The following is an 18,261-nucleotide window of genomic DNA, read 5'->3' as shown; positions in this document are numbered from 1 at the left end:
GGCCTGAGCGGGAAAGGCGGCCCGATTGCGGGAAAGAGAGAAACGCCGTGCCCGGCGGGCAGGCCCATGCCGCGTCACAGGCCCAAAGCCTCAATCGGGCGCGTCTATCTATTCCGGATCGAAACCAATGTCGCGGATGGCGGTTTTCAGGGCTTCCAGGTCCACGGGGCCGGATTCCTCGAAGCGCAGTTCCTTGGCGGCCAGATCCACTTCGGGCTTGCTCACGCCGGGTATCTTGGCGGCGGCTTCCTCTACGGAGGCCTTGCAATGGCCGCAATGCATGCCGTTGACTTTCAGAGTTTTCATCTTATCCTCCAAAATAATTTTGGTTTTCATTTTCAACGGATTCAGGCTACGCTGAACCCGCTGGAAAAACAAGCGGAGGCGCGGCAATGAGTACGGAAAAAGAAACCAAAGACAGTCATGAAGCCTGCCCGTTGGGCTTTGATATCGGCGGCATGCATTGCGCCGCCTGCTCCTCGCGCATCGAGCGCGTGGTGAGCCAGTTGGACGGGGTGGACAAGGTCAGTGTGAACCTGGCCACGGCCAAGGCCAAGGTCTGGGCCAAGCCCGGCGACGAGGACGAGGTGCGCCGGGAGGTCATGGAGCGCGTCGCCAAGCTGGGCTTTTCGGCCACGCCGAGCAAGGACGAGGACGCCTCGGCCCAGTATGAAGCGGCCAAGGCCAAGGCCCTGGAGGACCGGCGGCAACGCCTGGGCCGTCTCTGGCCCATGCTCGGCTTTACCGTGCCCCTGCTGATCGTGTCCATGGGACACATGATGGGTCTCTCCCTGCCGTCCTGGCTGGAGCCGCACAGTTCGCCGCGCGCCTTTATGCTGGTGCAGTTGCTGCTGACCCTGCCGGTGGTCTGGCTGGGGCGGCATTTTTACATTGAGGGCACGGCGGCCCTGCTGCACAAGTCCCCGACCATGGACAGCCTGGTGGCCGTGGGCACGGGCGCGGCCTTTCTGTACAGCCTGGTCAACACCGTGCTGGGCCTTCTGGGGCATGATCCGGTCATGCGGGCCATGAACCTCTACTATGAGTCCTGCGCCGTGCTGCTGACCATGATCGAGTTCGGGCAGTTCCTGGAAGCCACGGCCCGGCGCAAGGCCGGGGACGCCATGGGCGCGCTGATGAGCCTCACGCCGGAAACGGCCCTGCGCCTGGACCCTGAGGACGAGGCCGTGCCGCCCGAGGATGTGCCTGTCTCCGCGTTGAAGGCGGGCGACCGCCTGCTGGTCCGGCCCGGCAGCCGCGTGCCCGTGGACGGCGTGGTGCTGACCGGCAAGAGCGCGGTGGATCTCTCCCTGCTGACCGGCGAGTCCATCCCCGTGCCTGTGGGGCCGGAGGACAAGCTGGTGGCGGGCAGCGTCAACGGCGAAGGTTCCCTGACCATGCGCGCGGAAGCCGTGGGCCAGGACACGCGCCTGGCGCGGATCATCCGCCTGGTGCGCGAGGCTCAGGGCAGCAAGGCCCCCATCGCCCGCCTGGCCGACCGGGTGAGCTTTTATTTCGTGCCCGCGGTCATGGTTTTCGCCCTGCTGGCGGCGCTGGCCTGGCTGATCTTCAGTTCCGAGCCCGTCACCACGCCGTTGTCCGTGTTCGTGGCCGTGCTGGTCATGGCCTGCCCCTGCGCCATGGGCCTGGCCACGCCCATGTCCATCATGGTGGGCACGGGCCGCGGCGCGCAACTGGGCGTGCTGATCAAGAACGGCGCGGCCCTGGAGCAGGCCGGGCGGATCACCACTCTGGCCGTGGACAAGACTGGCACCCTGACCACGGGCAAGCCCGTGCTCACCGGCATTTCAGTGCTGTCCGCCGACGGCTCGGCCACGGACGGCGTTGTGGACGGACTGGCCGAAAAGGATCTGCTGACCCTGGCGGCCGCCTTGGAGGCCCGCTCCGAGCATCCTCTGGCCCTGGCCCTGATCAATGCGGGGCGTGAGCGCGGCTGCCCGCCCTGCCCGGTGGATGACGTGGACGTTTCGCCGGGTCTGGGCATTGCCGGCACGGTGGGCCTGAACAATCAGAAATATGTGGTGGCCGTGGGCAACCGGGCCTTTATGAAGGAACGCGGTCTGGAAGTGCCCGGGACGGCGGACGCGCAACTGGCGGCTCTGGCCGAGGCCGGGCAGACTCCCTTGTTGCTTTCCGTGGGCGCGCGCCTGGCCGGCATTCTGGCCCTGGCCGACGCCCTGCGACCGGAATCTCCGGCCGTGGTGGCCCGTCTGCATGAAATGGGCGTGCGGGTGGTCATGCTCACCGGCGACAACGAGCGCACGGCCCGCGCCGTGGCCCGCGAGGCCGGTGTGGATGAAGTGGCCGCCGGGCTGCTGCCCGCCGAAAAGGCTGGCTATGTGCGCCGTCTTCAGTCCGAGGGGCAGGTGGTGGGCATGGTGGGCGACGGCATCAACGACGCTCCGGCTCTGGCCCTGGCCGATGTGGGCATGGCCGTGGGCACGGGCGTGGACGTCAGTGCCGAAGCCGGGGATATCGTGCTGATGCGCGGCGGCATGGGGGCCGTGCTGACGGCCCTGTCGCTTTCGCGCGCCACCATGCGCAATATCCGCGAAAATCTGGGCTGGGCCTTCGGCTACAATATTCTGGGCCTGCCCGTGGCCGCCGGTCTGCTGCATATTTTCGGCGGCCCCATGCTCTCGCCCATGCTGGCGGGCACGGCCATGGCCCTGTCCTCGGTGTCCGTGGTGACGAATGCCTTGCGGCTGCGTTTTTTCAAGATCACTTCATAGAGTCCGCCGAATCTGATACACCGGCCGCGAACGCCGCGGCATGAGGGCATTTCAATTTTTTGAAATGCCCTCATGTGTTACCGTAGCCGCCCGATAAGCGTTGTATGAGTCTTGTAAGCCGCCTCCTGACCGCCGGTAATTTCGGCTCGCTGTGGCGTCCTGATTCCGGCGGAATCAGGGTCGGCCGCGATGTGGGCGCGCTGACTTCCACCGGCTTTGCGCGCGGCGCCCCGGACAACGTAATTGTCGGTAAGGGCGACGAGATTGAGCTAAGCCCATGCTTATCGCCATCAACCGTTACCGCCTTGTGATGGACGCGGAGTCGGAAAATGCCGCCGGACCGGCGGCCACGGTGGTGTATGCCGACGGACGCCGGGAAGGATTCAGCGCCATGGCCCGGCATGAAGCGAAGTATGAAGATCCGGAGGGCGGCATGGTCCGCATGATCCGTCGCTATGGCCGCGACGGTTCCGTCTCCTGGAATCGCTGGATGCGTCTTGCCGGGTAAACCAGGTTTTTCCCTTGCCCCGGCCCGGTGACGGGCTGTTTTTCTCCCCCCAAACTCAAGTTCTGGGCTTGTTGAGCGAGCGATATTGCGAGCCGCGTCGCGTCCGGCCTCTGGCCCGGACGACGGGCAAACGCGAAAATTCCGGATTATGGCGTCAGTGCTGGGTTTGCGGGATTTATGCAAAATTTTTTTCTAAAATTGTATACAATCTTACAAAATGACGCTACGGTTTCGGCACAGGCAACGGAGCAACAAAGGGGGCCACCCATGCATTGCCCACGGACCTTGCGCACTGATCTGATCATAACCGCCGCGCTTCTGCTTCTGTTGGTCATTTTGAGGGCCAACATCGACAAATGCGTGCAGCAGGTGGTGCCCTCGCTCATCAATCCCGACTTTTTCCCCTCCGTCGTTCTCAACTGCCTGATCGCCATCAATCTGTTGATTCTCGTTCTGGATCTGCGCCAATGGCGCAGGCCGTCCCTCGCCGTGCCCGCCGGCGAAGCGGACAGTGATGAAGCCGGGGACGAAACCGGGACCGGCGGCCCGGCATCGCTGCTCATCTATATCGGCATTCTCTTCGGCTATGTGCTCGGTCTGTACTGGCTGGGCTTTGTCTGCGCCACGCCGCCGGTCATGCTGGCCATCGCCCTGATGCTCGGCCTGCGGCGGGTGGCGCTCGCCTGCGTGGTTTATGTTTTGTTCGCGGTACTCATGAATTATCTGGCGCTCCACGTCATGCAGATCATTCTCCCCGTCGGGGTACTCTGGAATTAGGGAAGCGTTGCGGGTGAACCTTCAGGCAAGGGGGCAGCATGATTGAGCAGATTCTCGCCGGACTTCTTTCCGTCCTGACGCCCGAGTCCCTCGGGGCCATAGCTCTGGGCATTTTCACCGGCCTGATGTTCGGGGCCATTCCCGGCATTTCGGGCATCATGGCCATTTCCATCCTGCTGCCCATGACCTTTTACGTCAGCCCGCTGGTGGGCATCCCCATGCTGCTCGGCATTTACAAGGCCAGCATGTTCGGCGGCTCCATCACGGCCATTCTGTTGAATACGCCGGGCGCGCCTCCCGCCGTATGCACTGCCATGGACGGCTATCCCCTGGCGCGGCAGGGCAAGGCGGGCAAAGCGCTGAACGCGGCCCTGACCGGTTCGGTGTTCGGGGATACCTTCAGCAACGTCCTGCTGATCTGCGTGGCCGCGCCCCTTTCCTACCTGACCCTGAAGATCGGCCCCGTGGAGCAGTTTACCCTGATTCTCCTGGCCCTGACCGTGGTGGGCAGCATTTCCGGGCGTTCCCTGCTCAAGGGTATGAGCTGCGCGGGCTTCGGCCTGCTGCTGGCCACGGTGGGGGTGTCGGCCACCACCGGGGACATCCGCTTTACCTTCGGGCGTGACGAACTGGTGTCGGGCATTGCGCTGATCCCCATGGTCATCGGGCTGCTCTGCCTGCCGGAGGTCATCCATCAGGCCCGCGCTGGCATCCGGCGGCAGATTCCGGCGAAAATTGATTTGCGCGGCGATAACGGACGTCTGACCTGGCCGGAATTCAGGCGCAATCTGCCGTTGCTGTTCCGCTCATCCATCATCGGTTCCATTATCGGGGCTCTGCCCGGCCTGGGCGTGACCCCGGCGGCCTACATGGCCTATTCCGAGGCCCAGCGGACTTCCAAGACGCCGGAAAAGTTCGGCAAAGGCATGGTCGAGGGCGTGCTGGCCCCGGAGGCCGCCAATAACGCGGTGACCGGCTCGGCCATGATCCCCATGCTGACGCTGGGCATCCCCGGCGACGACGTCACGGCCGTGCTCATGGGGGCATTTTTCATCCAGGGCCTGTCGCCCGGGCCGAATATCTTTTTCGAGCATACCGAGGTGGTTTACGGCATTTTCGGCTCGCTGATCATCTGCGACATCCTGCTCTATGCCATTGCCAAAGCCGGTTTCAACGTCTGGATCAGAATCATTCAGTTGCCCAGGCATGTAATTTTTTCGGGCGTGACGGTCTTCGCCGTGGTGGGCGCATATTCCATCAACCAGAGCCTGTTCGACGTGGTCTGCCTGATCTGCTTCGGCGTTCTGGGCTACGGCATGCGCCGTTTCGGCTACAGCGCCGGGGCCATGATCATCGGTTTCATTCTCGGACCGCTGCTGGAACGCGCTTTTGACCAGAGCATGACCATTTCCGACGGCAGTTTTTTGATTTTCGTGGAGCGGCCCATCGCCCTGGGCCTGCTGATCCTCACGGCGTTGTCCGTGGCCAGCGTGATCCATGTGCGGCTGCGCAACGCCAGATTCGCGAAAGTGGCCCAGGGCTGAAGGCGGCATCAGTCCCCCGGCCCGGCCTGTTTCGAGCCCAGAGCAGATGAACTTTGGAAGTTAAACTGCTCTAACCCTCAATCCTGGAGACCGCTATGTTCAAGACTCTGCGAACGGCCCTGTGCGTTCTGGGCGCTCTTCTGCCGGCCGCTTTGCCGTCCGCGGCAACCGCGGGCAGTTATCCGGTCAAACCCATCCAGCTCATCGTGCCTTACGGGCCCGGCGGAGACAGCGACCTCACGGCCAGAGTCTGGGCCGAGTTCGCCAAACAGCGCCTGGGGCAGCCCGTGGTGGTGGTGAACAAGGCGGGCGGCGGCGGGCTGGCCGGAACCCTGGCCGCGGCCAAGGCCCGGCCGGACGGCTACACGCTCTATCTGGTCCAGGCCGGACCGGTGCTGATCCTGCCGCAGACCGCCAGCGCAGGCTATACCTTTGACAGTTTCGCCTACATCGCGCGGATCATGATCGCCAATTGCGCGGTGGTGGTGCGTGCCGACGCGCCCTGGAAGGATCTCAACGAATTCGGCGCTGACGCCAAAACAAATCCCGGCAAGTATATCTTTGCCACGCCCGGCGCCACGGCCTGGCTGACCTTTGCCATGCGCAACTGGCAGAGCATTTCCGGCGCGCGGCTCAAGCAGGTGGAATACCAGAGCGGCGCGGAAACCATCAACGCGGTGGTGGGCGGCCACGCGGACATGAACTTCATGTTTCCCCAGACCTATGCGCCCATGGTCCGGGCCGGCAAGCTGAAGATCCTGGCCATCGGCGCCGAAAGCAAGGACTTTCCGGACGCGCCGACCTTCGCGGGCCTGGGCATCAAGGGCAATTATTTCGGCTGGGCGGGCATAGCCGCTCCCAAGGGCACGCCCAGGGAAATCATCGACAAGCTCACCGCCGTCACCGAAGACATGAGCAAGGATCCGGCCTTTGCCAAGGCCATTGAAAACATGGGGGCCATGCCCGATTTCACCGCCGGTGAGACATGGATGCGGCAGTTGAAGGAACAGCAGGCGGAAATGACGCTGGTGCTTGGGAACCTGAACATGCTCAAGAAGTAAGACCGGGCGGGGAGGGTGGGACAAGCCCGCCCTCCCGAACCGGCCGACGACAAGGAAGAGGACATGCTGCCCATCAAGAATACTTCCATGCTTCAGAACACGGGCGATCCCCTGGTGCGGGGCCCGCTGCTGCGGATGGCCAATCACGCCCTGGCGGCGCTCAATTCGGAACGCCTGATTCCCTCGCTGGTCCGGCTTGAGGGCGACATCCTGCATGTGGGCGACACCGTATGGAACCTGGCCGACTACCGGCGCGTGCTCGTGGTGGGCGCGGGCAAGGCGGGCAATCATATGGCCCGCGCCCTGGAGCGCATTCTGGGAGCCCGCATCAGCAGGGGGCTGGTCATTGTCAAGCAACTTGAGCCGGGGGATGAGCTTGCGCACATTGAGCTGGCGCTGGGCGGCCACCCCTATCCCAATGAAAGCGGCCGGCAGGCCACCCAGCGCGTCCTTGACCTGCTGGGCGGCTGCGCCTCCGGAGATCTGGTGGTTTCGCTGATCAGCGGCGGCAGTTCGGCTCTGATGAACTGCCCGGCGGAAGGCATCAGCGTGGAGGAGGAAAGCCGCCTTACCGAACTCCTGCTCACGGCCGGGGCTTCCATCCTGGAAATCAACACCGTGCGGCGGCATGTCTCGGCCGTGAACGGCGGCCGCCTGGCCCAGCGGGTTTCGGCCTCGGGCGCGCAGATGCTCAACCTGATCCTGTCCGACCGGGTGGGCGACACGGCCGTGGGCACGCCGCGCGTGCCCGTGGTCTATACCGGCACCCAGATCGGCCTGGACCCCACCACCTTTCTGGACGCCTGGAACATTCTCGAGCGTTACAGGCTGCTCGCCGTCGCGCCGGATTCGGTGCTGGAGCATCTGCGGCGGGGGCCGCAACTGACCGAGACGCCCAAAAGCCCTTTGCCGGGGGTGAGCAATTTTGTGATCCAGGGCCTGCCCGACGCCTGCGCGGCGGCCGTGGACGCGGCCCGCGCCGAACGCTTGCCGGTGCATGTGCTGACCTCCGGCCTGGAAGGGGATTCGCGTCAGGCGGGCATGTTTCTGGCGGCCGTAGCCCGCGAGATCCGGGACCGGGGCGAGCCGTTCGTTCCGCCCTGCGTGCTGGTGGCGGCCGGTGAAACCACGGTGCGCCTGAACGGCCCGGCGGGCAGCGGCGGTCCCTCGCAGGAACTGGCCCTGTCCTTCGCCAGGGAGGTGGCCGGTCTTGCCGGGGTGGGCATCGCGGCTATCGAAACCGAGGGTACGGACGGCCCCACGGCGCTGGCCGGGGCCGTCACCGACGGCACCACCCCGGAACGCTGCCGCGCCGCGCGCGTGGACATTCTGGCGGCCCTGGACAGGCACGATTGTTGCCCGGCGCTGACCGCCGTGGGCGATCAGCTGGAAACGGGCAACACGGGCACCAACCTCTGCGATCTGAACATCATCTACATTGCCTGACGATCCGGCCGGGAGGACGGGAAAGAGGATGAAAAGTTACTGCATCAGCGGCATGAAGGCGCGGGAAGTTCTGAACAACAAGGGCTGCCCGGTACTGGAAGTGGACGTGCTCAGCGAGGACGGCCGCCTGGGCCGGGCCTCGGCCTCCTTCGGCATTTCGGCGGGCGCGCATGAGGTTGCCGTCGTGCGGGACGGCGGTCCGCGTTACGGCGGCATGGGCGTGCTGGAGCCCATCCGGTTGGTGGATGAGCGGATTCTTCCGGCGCTCCGGGGTCTGGACTGCCGGGACCAGCGCGCCGTGGACCGGGTTCTGCTGGATCTGGACGGCACGCCGGACAAGTCCGCTCTGGGCGGCAACACCATCTGCAGCGTGTCCCTGGCCGTGGCCCGGCTGGGCGCGCTGCATCGGGAGGTGCCGCTGTATCAGTATCTCGGCGGCGCGCTGTGTGACACCCTGCCCCTGCCGCTTTTCAACATGATCAACGGCGGTCCTTATTCCGCCGCGCCCACGGATTTTCAGGAATTTCACGCGGCTCCGGCGGGCGCAAAAAGTTTCGCCGAGGCCATGCGCATGGGGGTGGAGGTCTTGCAGCGCCTGCCGGAGGTGATCAGAAAACGCCACGGCGCCGCAGCCTACCGGCCCGGCCATCTGGGCGGCATCGGCGCGCCGTCGGCGGACCCGCGCGAGGTGCTGGCCACGCTCTGGGCCGCCGTGGAAGAGGCGGGCTATGCGGACCGCTTCGTGCTCAGCCTGGACTGCGCCACCAGCCACCTTTTCGATCCGGAGAGCGGGCGCTACAACCTGAATTTCGGGCGGTTCGACACCACGGAAATGATCGACTATTTCACCGGACTGGTGCGCGACTTCCCCATCTTCATGCTGGAGGACCCCCTGCATGAAGACGATTTCGAAGGCTTCGCCCGGCTGAACGCGGCCGTGCCCACCCTGATCTGCGGGGATGACCTCTTTGTGACCAGCGTGCGGCGGCTGGCCGAGGGCGCGGCCCTCGACGCGGCAGGGGCCATGATTTTCAAGCCCAATATGATCGGCAGCGTCAGCGAGGCCATGGATGCCGCCGGATACGCTGTGGCCCACGGCATGGAGGTGATCCCCTCGCAGCGCGCGGCCACCTCGCCCGACGATCCCACGGCGGAACTGGGCTTGGCCGTGGGCGCGCGTCTGATGAAGGTCGGCGCGCCCCAGACCGGTGAGCGCACCCAGCAGCAGAATAATCTGATCCGCATCGAGGAAAGCATGGGCGCCGCGCGTTTGATCAGCGGGGAGGAGGTGCGGCGCTGGCTGGCCTGTTAGGAACTGTTGACATTTGAAATGCTCCAACGCCGAGCCCGGTGAGGCGCGCCGGAAAAACAGACGGTCTGTATTCATTGCCGAATAGGGCGGCCTGCTCTATACTATGCGTGATATGGCGGGCGCAGTGCGCGTCCGCCGGGCACGGGCGGAAAAGAGCCCGGAGAAGGGGTAGGGAAAGGGTCATGGGAGCGGGATGCGTCTTTACCAAGGAATCGCGGCCCACATTGCGGGACAGGGCCGTGCAGCAGATCAAGCAGGCCATTCTTTCCGGCAAGCTGAAATCCGGAAGCCGGCTCATTGAGCAGGAACTTTCGGAAAAGATGGGCATGAGCCGTTTTCCCGTGCGGGAGGCCTTCGCCAGTCTGGAGTGCGAGGGCCTGGTGACCATTGAGCCCTACAAGGGCGCATTCATCAGCATACCGGACAGCACGGAGATCGTGGAAACATACGAGATCCGCGAACTGCTGGAAGCCCACGCCCTGACCCTGGCCATGCGCGGGGACGTCGCCGGGATCGCGGCCCGGCTGAGCGCCATCATCAGCGCCATGGACGCCGCCACCGAACCCTCGCGCGAGGACTTTCTGCGCAACGATTTTGAATTCCACGAGACGCTCTGCAAACTTTCCGGCAACAGCGTGCTCTATCGGACCTGGCTGACCCTTTCCACCAAAATCCAGATCCTGCTCAATGAAGAGCTGCACGTGGAATCCATGAGCCAGATGTGCCGAAATCACCAGCGGCTCTGCACCCTGATCGCTTCCGGAGATGTGGCGTCCGCGTCCGGGGAGCTGCGCGCCCATCTGCAACGCGGCAAGGCCAGCCTGCTCAGCCTGCGCCGGAACAAGGCAGAGAAGGAAGGCTAATCTGCTCTGGCAGGCGTTGCCGGAACGCCTTGCCCGTCCAGCAGGAATTCCAGCTTGGCGAGTTCAACCGGCCGCGAGTAATAGTAACCCTGGCCCAGGTCGCAGCCCGCTTCACTCAGGATGGCCTGCTGCTCTTTGGTTTCGACGCCCTCGCAGACGATTTTGAGGCCGAATGTTTTGGCGATCTGGACAATGCCGCGAATGATCATGATGCTTTTGCGCTCGTTCAGGTCCCGCTGCACAAAGCAGCGGTCGATTTTGAGCACGTCCGCCGGGAGATCCTGCAACAGGCCCAGAGAGGAATAGCCCACGCCGAAGTCGTCGATGGCTATGGTGAAACCGCTTTCCCGCAGCTTGCGGTTCTGCTGGATGACGGCATCGGGATCGTCCATCAGGGCGCTTTCCGTGATCTCGATTTCCAGAAAGGCGTGTGGGATCGCATGGCGGTCCGCGATGCTTTTCAGGTGTTCCGCGAAGTTTTCATCAATGAAATGCAGCCTGGAGAAATTGCAGGCAACAGGCACGACCGGCTTGCCGGAGTCAAAGCGGTTGCGCAGTATCTTGCAAACTTCCTCGAACATATACAGATCGATCCGCTTGATGAAACCGTTGCGCTCAAAGACCGGAATGAAATAATCCGGGAACAGCAGGCCCTTTTGAGGGTGCAGCCAGCGGATCAGGGCCTCCGCGCCGAGAATCCTGCCCGATTTCAGATCGACCTTGGGCTGGAAATAGGGCACGAATTCCCGCTGGTTCAGGGCCTCGTGCATTGCGGATTCCACTTCAAGGTCATGACTGCGGCTGTTTTGCAGCAGGCGGAAGGTGTAGTCTTTTTCGGAAAAGATCACATGCTGGTTCCTGCCGTTTTTCTTGGCCTGGGAGAGCGCCAGATCGGCATGGTAAATCAGTTCCTGCGGCGTGCGCGGCTCTTTCCGCTCCCAGAGGATGCTGCCCATGCTGAGGGTGACGTGGGCGTCCGTGAGCGGCACGATGTCATGCCGCAGATTCTGCTTCTGAATGTCCCGCAGAATGCTTTCCGCCACCTGATTAATGCGTTCCGCGTCGGCCTCCGGCAGCACGATGACGAATTCCTCGCCGCTCAGGCGGCTGACCAGCCCTTTGTCCTTCGGCACGGCGTTTTGCAGGCAGCGGGCGATGCGCGCCAGCACCTGGTCCCCGGCCATATGCCCATAGGCGTCGTTGAAGGATTTGAAGGCGTCGATATCCGCCATGACCACGCCCAGGTTTCCGCTGCCGCGCGCGATGATCTTTTCCAGATATTCTTCCAGACTCCTGCGGTTGGGCAGCCCTGTCAGGTGGTCCATGGCGCTCAGTTCCGTGAGGCGACGGTTCTGGGCCTGCCACTCGGTGTAAATCTTGTTGAAAACAAGGGCGAAACCCCGCATTTCCCTGGAACCCGCGGGCGTCAGAAGGGCGGGGGCGCCTTTTTCGATTTTCCTCAGGCTGGCCAGGTAGCGGTTGAACGGCCGCAACGTCAGGACATAGAAGCAGAGCAGCAGAGCGGCCAGCAGCGCCAGTACCACGGCATTGGACACCTGCGCCGAGAAAAGCGCGTGTTCGGTGGCCGTCGCTGCTCGCGCCAGTTCCGCGTTTTTCCGGTCCTGGAGTTTCTGCCGGAATTCCCGCAGGGCGTCGCGAATGATCTGCTTGTTCTCCATGTAGATCGGGCCGAAGATGAAACTCATGGCGAGCATGGCTTTTTTGTCCGGCGCCAGTTGCTCTTCCTGGCTGTTCCGGCGGACGGCGGCCACGCCGGGCGGCATATCCTCTTTTTTCATGCCGATGCTTTCCGCCGTCAGGCGCATGGCCCAGGCTTCCCCGGCCACCAGATTGTCGGATGCCTTTTTGGCGTCGTTGACCAGCGCGCTTTCCTCAGCGGTCAGATGCAGCGCCGCAAGCTGCTCGAGGACTTTGTCCCGGCGCTTCAGCGTGGTGACTTCGTGCCAGTAATTGCGCAGATGCGTCGCGTTTTTGTTGGCGATGAAGCGCCAGACTTCCTGGGTCAGGTAATCGGAGGCGTCCGCGAGAGTCTGGCTCTGTTCCTCGCTCAGCCGCCTGCTGCGCTCCACTTCCATCTGGTTTTGCACGCGTTCGTAGACGGTCCGCACTTCCCGGACCGAGAAGAGTATGGCCTGAACGCTCAGAATGAGCAGAATGATGAAAAGAGAGCGCATGCCGCGTGGTTTTTCCTTTGGGCGCGATTCCCCCGCCCGGGGAGCTACGGACTGACGGTCTTGAGCACGATGACCCCGCCCACGATCATCAGCACGCCCAGAATCCGCCCCCAGTTCAGGGCGTCGCCGAATACGGCCACGCCGATCAGAAAGGTGCCCGCCGCGCCGATGCCCGTCCAGACCGCGTAGGCCGTGCCGATGGGGATATGTTTCTGGGCCAGGAACAGCAGCCAGCCGCTGGCAGCCATGCTCAGGACAGAAAGGGCGATGGCGGCCGCGCGCCAGGCGGGCGCGGTCTGGGCCAGCTTGAAGCCCAGGGGCCAGCCGATTTCGAACAGCCCGGCGGCGATCAGCACAATCCAGGGGTTCATGCCCCGTCTCCATCCGGCACCGCGCCCGCGCCGGGAGCGGCCAGGCCCAGGCGGGCCAGGCGCGCGGCTTCCTGTTTGCGTTCGCGCGTGCCCATGGGCCGCCGGGATTCAAAGTCCTCGCTGCATTCCTGCTGGCGGCAGAAAACCAGAAAGCCGGTGTGCGCGGTCATTCTGTCCTCGGGCCGCAGCCGGTCGGCCACGGGTTTCCAGCGGCGGATCAGGATCTCGCAGACCTCTGTTTCCGCGAAGGGGCCCTGTTCCAGGCCCAGCAGGAGTTTGCCGACCTGGTCCACTGTGGGCAGCAGAAAGCCCAGGCTCGCGCCGGGTTTCACGGCTTCGGCGGCTTGTTTCAGATATTCCCAGGGGGTGCGCACGTCCAGAAAGAGCGCGTCGGCCCCGCTGGCCGCAAAGCCTTCGGCCACATCCCGGTGGTGCAGCTCCACGTTGCCGCCCACCCCGGCCCAATCCAGATTGCGGCGGGCCAGGCGGGTGAATTCCTCGCGCGCGTCGTGGCTGACTACTTTGCCGGTGGGGCCGCAGAACCAGGAAAAACCCACGGTCAGGCCGCCGGAACCGCAGCCCGCCTCAATGATGGTGCGGCCCGGCCCGGCCCCCAGGCGCAGGCAGATATAGGCGATGTCCTTGGCGTAGATGATCTGGGTCTGGCGCTTGATGCCCTGGAGGCGATCAAAGAGCGTGGCCTCCAGCACGCGGATGGGCACGCCCAGCGTGGTGCGGGTTTCCGAACCGAAATCCAGGGCCGCCACCTGGGCGGCGGGCAGAGTGCCGTCGTTGCTGTGCCAGTCCTGGCCTTCTTCCAGCCGTTTGATGTAGCGTCTGCCCTTGGGCGTCACAAAAACCACTAACGAGCCGTAGGGAATCATGCTTTTCCTTTCTGTCGCAAAGCCGCGCGCCAATGGGCGGTCCATGCGTTCCGTTACAGCGCCGTTTCGCCCGGAAGCGGCGATACGGCAGGGTTGTAGAAGCAGACCTGGTTGCGGCCGGAGGTTTTGGCCCGATACAGGGCTTTGTCCGCGTGTTCCACCAGTTCCTGATTGCTCATGGGGCTGCCGGCCTCGCGCAGAGCCACGCCGATGCTGACCGTCAGGTGCGGAGCCACGGGCGAGCTTTGATGCGGGATACGGAGGTTCCGGATGCGCTTGCGCAAGCGTTCTCCCACGGCCAGAGCCTCGGCGGCGGAAACGCCGGACAACAATGCGCAGAATTCTTCGCCGCCGTAGCGGAAGGCCTGATCCACGGAACCGCGCAACTCTTCGAGCATGGTCCGGGCCACGGCCATGAGTGCGCTGTCGCCCGCCAGATGCCCGTAAGTATCGTTGTAGAGCTTGAACATGTCCACATCAAGCATGAGCAGGGCCAGAGGGCGGTCCCGGCCGCTTCTGGCCAGGCAGGCGTCGAAATGGCGGCGATTGCCCGCGCCGGTCAGGCCGTCCACCAGGCTGAGGCTTCTGAACCTGTCCTTTTCCTGCTCCAGCAGGCCGGAACGGGCGGAGAGGTCCGTAACATGCCTGCTCACCATCGGCAAGATATTGAGCATGTCCTGCAGTTCGCGCACGCGCACGGGCGGCAGGTCTTCCACGCGGCCGCCGTCGCGGATGCGCCGCAGGGAGCGCGAGGCCAGAGTGATGGGGGACAGGACATGGCGGTGCAGGACCAGAATGAACACGCAGAGGATCAGGACGATGAGCGCGCCCGAGAGATAAACGATAAGATGGGAGCGTCCAGCCGCACGGCTGATGCGCTCCATGGCCAGATAGGTCATTTCCGCTTCGCTTGAGGAGGCGAGATCGCTCAGCTGACGCAGCAGGCCGTCAAAGCGTTTCCAGATTTCGCGGGCCTCCATGTCGGCTTGGGCGTGGCGTTGCCGTGCCGTTTCCATATCCTCGCGGCTTTCGCGCAACGCCGCACACTGCGCGAGTATGCGGGGAACCGCGCCGGACGCGGACCGGACTTTTGCGCAATAGCTGAAGAGCGCCTCCGATTCGCGCGCATCGTCCATTCCGGCGTAAACGCCGAGGCGCGCTGCGGCACGGGCAAAAATGTCCGTGGACCTTGCCAGTTCTTTCCGGGCCTGATCGCTGCGTTTTTTTACCGCGTCCAGAGAATGGAGCAGGGCTCTGGCAGCGGCGGCATGTTCCACAAAGCGGGAGTTGGCTTCGAATACCGATTCCGTGGCCAGGGCCAGGGCGTTGATCAGGGCGTCCCGCCGTACCTCGACGTCCGTGGCGTTGTAAACCGTCTCCACATAGCGGCGCAGGCTCTCGATATTGATCAGGGTGCGCTGGCTCTTGAGGATACCCGGCAGATGGACCTCATTGGTGCTTCCGGCGGCGGTTTTGATCTCATGAAGATTGTCGTCGATATACCAGTAAACCAGGGTCAGCAGCAGAACGGTGGGCAGAAGGGCCAGCATGATAAAGCGGTAGACGCCCATCCGCCGGAAGGCCCCGGTCCTGTCCGGAGACGCTGTTGTATTGCTGGTGTCCATAGGGCGCGCGTGACAGGATCAATAGATATTGAAGGGAAAATACGTTCTGGTGATGTGGTTGTACTCGCCGTTGACGCGCATGGTCATGAGGGCCTTGTTCAGGGCTTCAGTCAGCTTCCGTTCGCCCTTGCGCACGCCGATACGGGCTAGGCTGAGCACGTCGTTGATCTGCAGAGGGTCTCCCAGCATCCCGAAATCGCGTCCGGCTTCGCTTTTCAGAAAATCATAACTGGCTATCGCGTCCACCAGCACCGCGTCCACCTCGCCGCTGACCAGCGAACCGAAGAGCGCCTCAAACGGAACCTCAACCACCGTCGCTGTATTCGACCAGTTTTTTTTCAGGATATCCAACTGCATGGAGCCGATCTGCGCGGCGAGGCGCTTGCCGCGCAAACCTTCTTCGCTGATGGCGAGGCCGGGCCGGCCGATGTAGATGGTGCTGGATCTGTAATACGGTTCCGTAAAGTCCATATACTGTTTGCGCGGTTCCAGAGCGGCCAGCCCGGCAACCAGGATGTCCAGTTCCCCGGCGGTCATCATCCGCAGGATGTCGTCAAAGGACCCGATGACGAACTCGCATTTTGCGTTGATCCGACGGCAGAGAGCCTCGGCCATGTCATGGTCGAAGCCGGTGTGCCGCCCTTGCGCGTCCATGAAAGCCATGGGCGGGTAATGGTCTTCCATGCCGACGCGCAGTACGGGCGGCACGTTTTTTTCCGGCTCGGAGGGCATAAGGCGCTGCCGGAGAAAAAAAGCGGTCAGAACGCAGACGCAGACCAAGAACAGGACGGCAAGGCGGCGGCAAAGAAAGGAACGCATTCGGGCTCCTCGGAAAGAGGCAAAACAGGGCAAACGGAAACGGCTTCGCTCAGAACATCTGGCGCATAAGATCCTCACCGCCCTCGGAGGTATCCACCACCGTGCCGTCCTGGGTGCCGGCGTCCGTGGCCGAAGCGCCCTGCAGGGGCATGTCCGCCCGATAGGCGAAGCCGCCGGACATGACGATGCCTTCGGGCATGGTGAAGTCCTTGGGTTCGTACAGCTCCTCCACCACGCTGCGGTAGTAGCGGAAGATGGGCGCGGCCGTGCGGCCGCCTTGTTCCAGACGTCCCAGGGACTGCAACTGGTCGTAGCCCACATAGACGCCGGTGACCAGGTAAGGCGTGAAGCCCACGAACCATGCGTCGTGCTCGTCATTGGTCGTGCCGGTTTTGCCCGCGATGAAGCGGCCTTCGATCCTGGCGCGCGCGCCGGTGCCGGCATTGACCACATTTTTGAGCAACGTCGCCATAATATAAGCGTTCTGGGGGCTGACGGCCTGCCAGTGTTCCTCGTCCTGGCGGTAAAGTTCGCGGCCCCGGGCGTCCGTGATGGAGGTGATGATCCGGGGGCGCACGCCCAGGCCCTGGTTGGCAAAAGCCGCGTAGGCCTGGGTCAGATTGAGCGGAGACACGGCCACCGCGCCCAGGCTCACGGAAAGCTCCTGCGGAAAGCTGGGTTCCAGGCCCAGAGCCTTGGCCCGCTGAATCACATTGGCGATGCCCACCTGCTGGGCCACGCGCACGGTGCTGGTGTTGCGCGACAGGGCCAGAGCCTGATGCAGGGGCAGCTCGCCCTTGTAGTTGTGCTCGTAGTTGGAGGGCCGCCAGACCTCGTTGGTGTAGGGGTTCACGTAGACGAAAGGCGCGTCCAGCACGATGGAGGACGGCGTGAAGCCGAAATCCATGGCTGTGGAATAAACCACGGGCTTGAAGCTGGAACCGGGCTGGCGGCGGGCCTGGGTGGCGCGGTTGAAATGGCTGTCGCCGAACTGGTAGCCGCCGATCAGGGCCACCACGTCGCCGCTCTGGGGCTCCAGGGAGGCCAGAGCCCCCTGCACGGCCGGTTCCTGCTGCAAAAGCAGGGGAACGGGCGCGTTCTTTTTGACCTCGGCGGCGTCAAAGGGCACGGTCTGCTGTTCTTTCCGCCCCTTGGCGTTGGTTACGGCGGTTTTGCGCGGCGCGGCGGAAACCCAGATCAGGTCGTCGGGGCTGAGCACCAGCTTGGCGTCTTTGATTGCCGGGGCATAGATGCCCGCAACCTTGGGATTGGGCTTGCGCGCCCAGGACATGTTGGCCACCGGGATGACGCCGGTATAGCCCTTGCCCAGGTTCACGCGGGCTTCCTTGGCGTCCACGGCGGTGACCACGGCCTTGACCCAGGCTCCGCCCGCCAGATCCAGGGGCGTAAAGGCGCTGGCTTCCAGAAAGGCGCGTTGCTTTTCGGCGTCCAGATGTTCCAGGGGGCCGCGCCAGCCCTGGCGCTTGTCCAGTTCCTCCAGGCCGCGCCGCAGGGCCTGGCCCGCGGCAGCCTGCTGGGCGGGCACCATGGCCGTGCGCACGGTAAGGCCCGCTTCATAGACGTAGTCCTCGCCGTATTTGCGGGTGTCCACTCCCAGAGCCTTGAGGTTATGCTCGGTGAAAAATTCGATGAGCAGGCGGCGGGCCTCCTCCAGATACCAGAGGGCGGCCCCGCCCTGGCCTTCGGGCATGCTCCAGTAGACCAGGGGTTCGGCGGCGGCCTGCTCGTATTCCGCGGGGGTGATCCATTTCAGGTCGCGCAGGCGGCCCAGCACGTACATCTGGCGGCCTTTGGCGGCCTCGGGATGGCGGAAGGGATTGTAACTGCTGGGGGCCTTGGGCAGGCCGGCGATGACCGCGCTTTCAGCGAGGGTGATGTCCGAAGCATGCTTGCCGAAATAGGTGCGCGCGGCGGCTTCCACGCCGTAGGCATGCTCGCCCAGGTAGATCTGATTCAGGTAGATGGTCAGGATCTCGTCCTTGGAGAGATCCTTTTCCAGGCGGTAGGCCAGGATGGCTTCCTTCATCTTGCGCGTGTAGCTGCGCTAGGAGGTCAGCAGCAGCTGCTTGATGAGCTGCTGGG

15 protein-coding genes and 1 pseudogene are annotated in these 18,261 nt (G+C 63.8%); 8 read left to right on the top strand and 8 right to left on the bottom strand.

Features of this window, described 5'->3' with window-relative positions:
• Nucleotides 1–108 precede the first annotated feature (108 nt).
• Nucleotides 109–306: a heavy metal-associated domain-containing protein gene (locus tag KH208_RS02435; RefSeq protein ID WP_009302810.1), complete on the bottom strand. Its 198-nt coding sequence runs from the start codon at nucleotides 304–306 to the stop codon at nucleotides 109–111.
• 86 nt (nucleotides 307–392) lie between these two features.
• Between KH208_RS02435 and KH208_RS02430 the strand changes: the two genes are divergently transcribed.
• From KH208_RS02430 to KH208_RS02395, 8 genes are all read left to right on the top strand, one after another.
• Entirely contained in the window at nucleotides 393–2,753 is a 2,361-nt protein-coding gene (locus KH208_RS02430) for a cation-translocating P-type ATPase (protein WP_291433512.1), read from the top strand.
• A gap of 277 nt (nucleotides 2,754–3,030) precedes the next feature.
• Nucleotides 3,031–3,261: a hypothetical protein gene (locus KH208_RS02425; RefSeq protein WP_291433511.1), complete on the top strand. Its 231-nt coding sequence runs from the start codon at nucleotides 3,031–3,033 to the stop codon at nucleotides 3,259–3,261.
• Between the two features lie 267 nt (nucleotides 3,262–3,528).
• Nucleotides 3,529–4,038: a tripartite tricarboxylate transporter TctB family protein gene (locus KH208_RS02420; protein ID WP_062253426.1), complete on the top strand. Its 510-nt coding sequence runs from the start codon at nucleotides 3,529–3,531 to the stop codon at nucleotides 4,036–4,038.
• Nucleotides 4,039–4,076: 38 nt separating this feature from the next.
• A complete protein-coding gene (locus KH208_RS02415) occupies nucleotides 4,077–5,582 on the top strand; it encodes a tripartite tricarboxylate transporter permease (RefSeq protein ID WP_291433507.1) in 1,506 nt (501 codons plus the stop codon).
• 95 nt (nucleotides 5,583–5,677) lie between these two features.
• Nucleotides 5,678–6,643 (top strand): tripartite tricarboxylate transporter substrate binding protein, encoded by a 966-nt coding sequence (locus tag KH208_RS02410; RefSeq protein ID WP_291433505.1) that lies wholly within the window; start codon nucleotides 5,678–5,680, stop codon nucleotides 6,641–6,643.
• A 15-nt stretch (nucleotides 6,644–6,658) separates the two neighbouring features.
• Nucleotides 6,659–8,089, top strand: coding sequence for a DUF4147 domain-containing protein (locus KH208_RS02405; protein ID WP_291433503.1), 1,431 nt, complete (start codon nucleotides 6,659–6,661; stop codon nucleotides 8,087–8,089).
• 28 nt (nucleotides 8,090–8,117) lie between these two features.
• Nucleotides 8,118–9,401, top strand: a complete 1,284-nt coding sequence (locus tag KH208_RS02400; RefSeq protein ID WP_291433501.1) for an enolase C-terminal domain-like protein — start codon at nucleotides 8,118–8,120, stop codon at nucleotides 9,399–9,401.
• A gap of 182 nt (nucleotides 9,402–9,583) precedes the next feature.
• The gene (locus KH208_RS02395) at nucleotides 9,584–10,264 is read left to right on the top strand and encodes a GntR family transcriptional regulator (protein WP_291433499.1); all 681 of its coding nucleotides are present in this window, start codon (nucleotides 9,584–9,586) and stop codon (nucleotides 10,262–10,264) included.
• On the opposite strand, the gene KH208_RS02390 is transcribed toward KH208_RS02395, so the two are convergent.
• From KH208_RS02390 to KH208_RS02360, 7 genes and pseudogenes are all read right to left on the bottom strand, one after another.
• Complete coding sequence (locus tag KH208_RS02390; protein ID WP_291433498.1) at nucleotides 10,261–12,459, bottom strand: bifunctional diguanylate cyclase/phosphodiesterase; 2,199 nt, start codon at nucleotides 12,457–12,459, stop codon at nucleotides 10,261–10,263. The genes KH208_RS02395 and KH208_RS02390 overlap by 4 nt on opposite strands.
• Nucleotides 12,460–12,503: 44 nt before the next feature.
• Nucleotides 12,504–12,830, bottom strand: coding sequence for a multidrug efflux SMR transporter (locus tag KH208_RS02385; RefSeq protein ID WP_291433496.1), 327 nt, complete (start codon nucleotides 12,828–12,830; stop codon nucleotides 12,504–12,506).
• Nucleotides 12,827–13,714 carry a tRNA (adenine-N1)-methyltransferase gene (locus tag KH208_RS02380; protein ID WP_291433495.1) on the bottom strand — a complete coding sequence of 296 codons (888 nt, stop codon included), beginning with the start codon at nucleotides 13,712–13,714 and terminating at the stop codon, nucleotides 12,827–12,829. The genes KH208_RS02385 and KH208_RS02380 overlap by 4 nt, the downstream gene beginning before the upstream one ends.
• Nucleotides 13,715–13,767: 53 nt before the next feature.
• Nucleotides 13,768–15,339 carry a GGDEF domain-containing protein gene (locus KH208_RS02375; protein WP_291433493.1) on the bottom strand — a complete coding sequence of 524 codons (1,572 nt, stop codon included), beginning with the start codon at nucleotides 15,337–15,339 and terminating at the stop codon, nucleotides 13,768–13,770.
• A gap of 18 nt (nucleotides 15,340–15,357) precedes the next feature.
• Nucleotides 15,358–16,158, bottom strand: a complete 801-nt coding sequence (locus tag KH208_RS02370; protein WP_291433491.1) for an ABC transporter substrate-binding protein — start codon at nucleotides 16,156–16,158, stop codon at nucleotides 15,358–15,360.
• A gap of 49 nt (nucleotides 16,159–16,207) precedes the next feature.
• A complete protein-coding gene (locus KH208_RS02365) occupies nucleotides 16,208–17,707 on the bottom strand; it encodes a penicillin-binding transpeptidase domain-containing protein (protein ID WP_291433571.1) in 1,500 nt (499 codons plus the stop codon).
• A 243-nt stretch (nucleotides 17,708–17,950) separates the two neighbouring features.
• A pseudogene (locus KH208_RS02360) lies at nucleotides 17,951–18,211 on the bottom strand (transglycosylase domain-containing protein); the annotation flags it as partial.
• Nucleotides 18,212–18,261: the final 50 nt, after the last annotated feature.

Origin of the sequence: Desulfovibrio sp., from assembly GCF_018379785.1 — a bacterium.
Taxonomy (GTDB): domain Bacteria; phylum Desulfobacterota; class Desulfovibrionia; order Desulfovibrionales; family Desulfovibrionaceae; genus Desulfovibrio.
This window is presented reverse-complemented; position numbering and strand designations above follow the sequence as displayed.

Excerpts from the sequence above, each read along its gene's own strand:
- KH208_RS02435 (WP_009302810.1), bottom strand. The coding sequence starts at position 306 with ATGAAAACTCTGAAAGTCAACGGCATGCATTGCGGCCATTGCAAGGCC.
- KH208_RS02430 (WP_291433512.1), top strand. The coding sequence starts at position 393 with ATGAGTACGGAAAAAGAAACCAAAGACAGTCATGAAGCCTGCCCGTTG.
- KH208_RS02425 (WP_291433511.1), top strand. The coding sequence starts at position 3,031 with ATGCTTATCGCCATCAACCGTTACCGCCTTGTGATGGACGCGGAGTCG.
- KH208_RS02420 (WP_062253426.1), top strand. The coding sequence starts at position 3,529 with ATGCATTGCCCACGGACCTTGCGCACTGATCTGATCATAACCGCCGCG.
- KH208_RS02415 (WP_291433507.1), top strand. The coding sequence starts at position 4,077 with ATGATTGAGCAGATTCTCGCCGGACTTCTTTCCGTCCTGACGCCCGAG.
- KH208_RS02410 (WP_291433505.1), top strand. The coding sequence starts at position 5,678 with ATGTTCAAGACTCTGCGAACGGCCCTGTGCGTTCTGGGCGCTCTTCTG.
- KH208_RS02400 (WP_291433501.1), top strand. The coding sequence starts at position 8,118 with ATGAAAAGTTACTGCATCAGCGGCATGAAGGCGCGGGAAGTTCTGAAC.
- KH208_RS02395 (WP_291433499.1), top strand. The coding sequence starts at position 9,584 with ATGGGAGCGGGATGCGTCTTTACCAAGGAATCGCGGCCCACATTGCGG.
- KH208_RS02390 (WP_291433498.1), bottom strand. The coding sequence starts at position 12,459 with ATGCGCTCTCTTTTCATCATTCTGCTCATTCTGAGCGTTCAGGCCATA.
- KH208_RS02385 (WP_291433496.1), bottom strand. The coding sequence starts at position 12,830 with ATGAACCCCTGGATTGTGCTGATCGCCGCCGGGCTGTTCGAAATCGGC.
- KH208_RS02380 (WP_291433495.1), bottom strand. The coding sequence starts at position 13,714 with ATGATTCCCTACGGCTCGTTAGTGGTTTTTGTGACGCCCAAGGGCAGA.
- KH208_RS02375 (WP_291433493.1), bottom strand. The coding sequence starts at position 15,339 with ATGGACACCAGCAATACAACAGCGTCTCCGGACAGGACCGGGGCCTTC.
- KH208_RS02370 (WP_291433491.1), bottom strand. The coding sequence starts at position 16,158 with ATGCGTTCCTTTCTTTGCCGCCGCCTTGCCGTCCTGTTCTTGGTCTGC.
- KH208_RS02365 (WP_291433571.1), bottom strand. The coding sequence starts at position 17,707 with ATGGTGCCCGCCCAGCAGGCTGCCGCGGGCCAGGCCCTGCGGCGCGGC.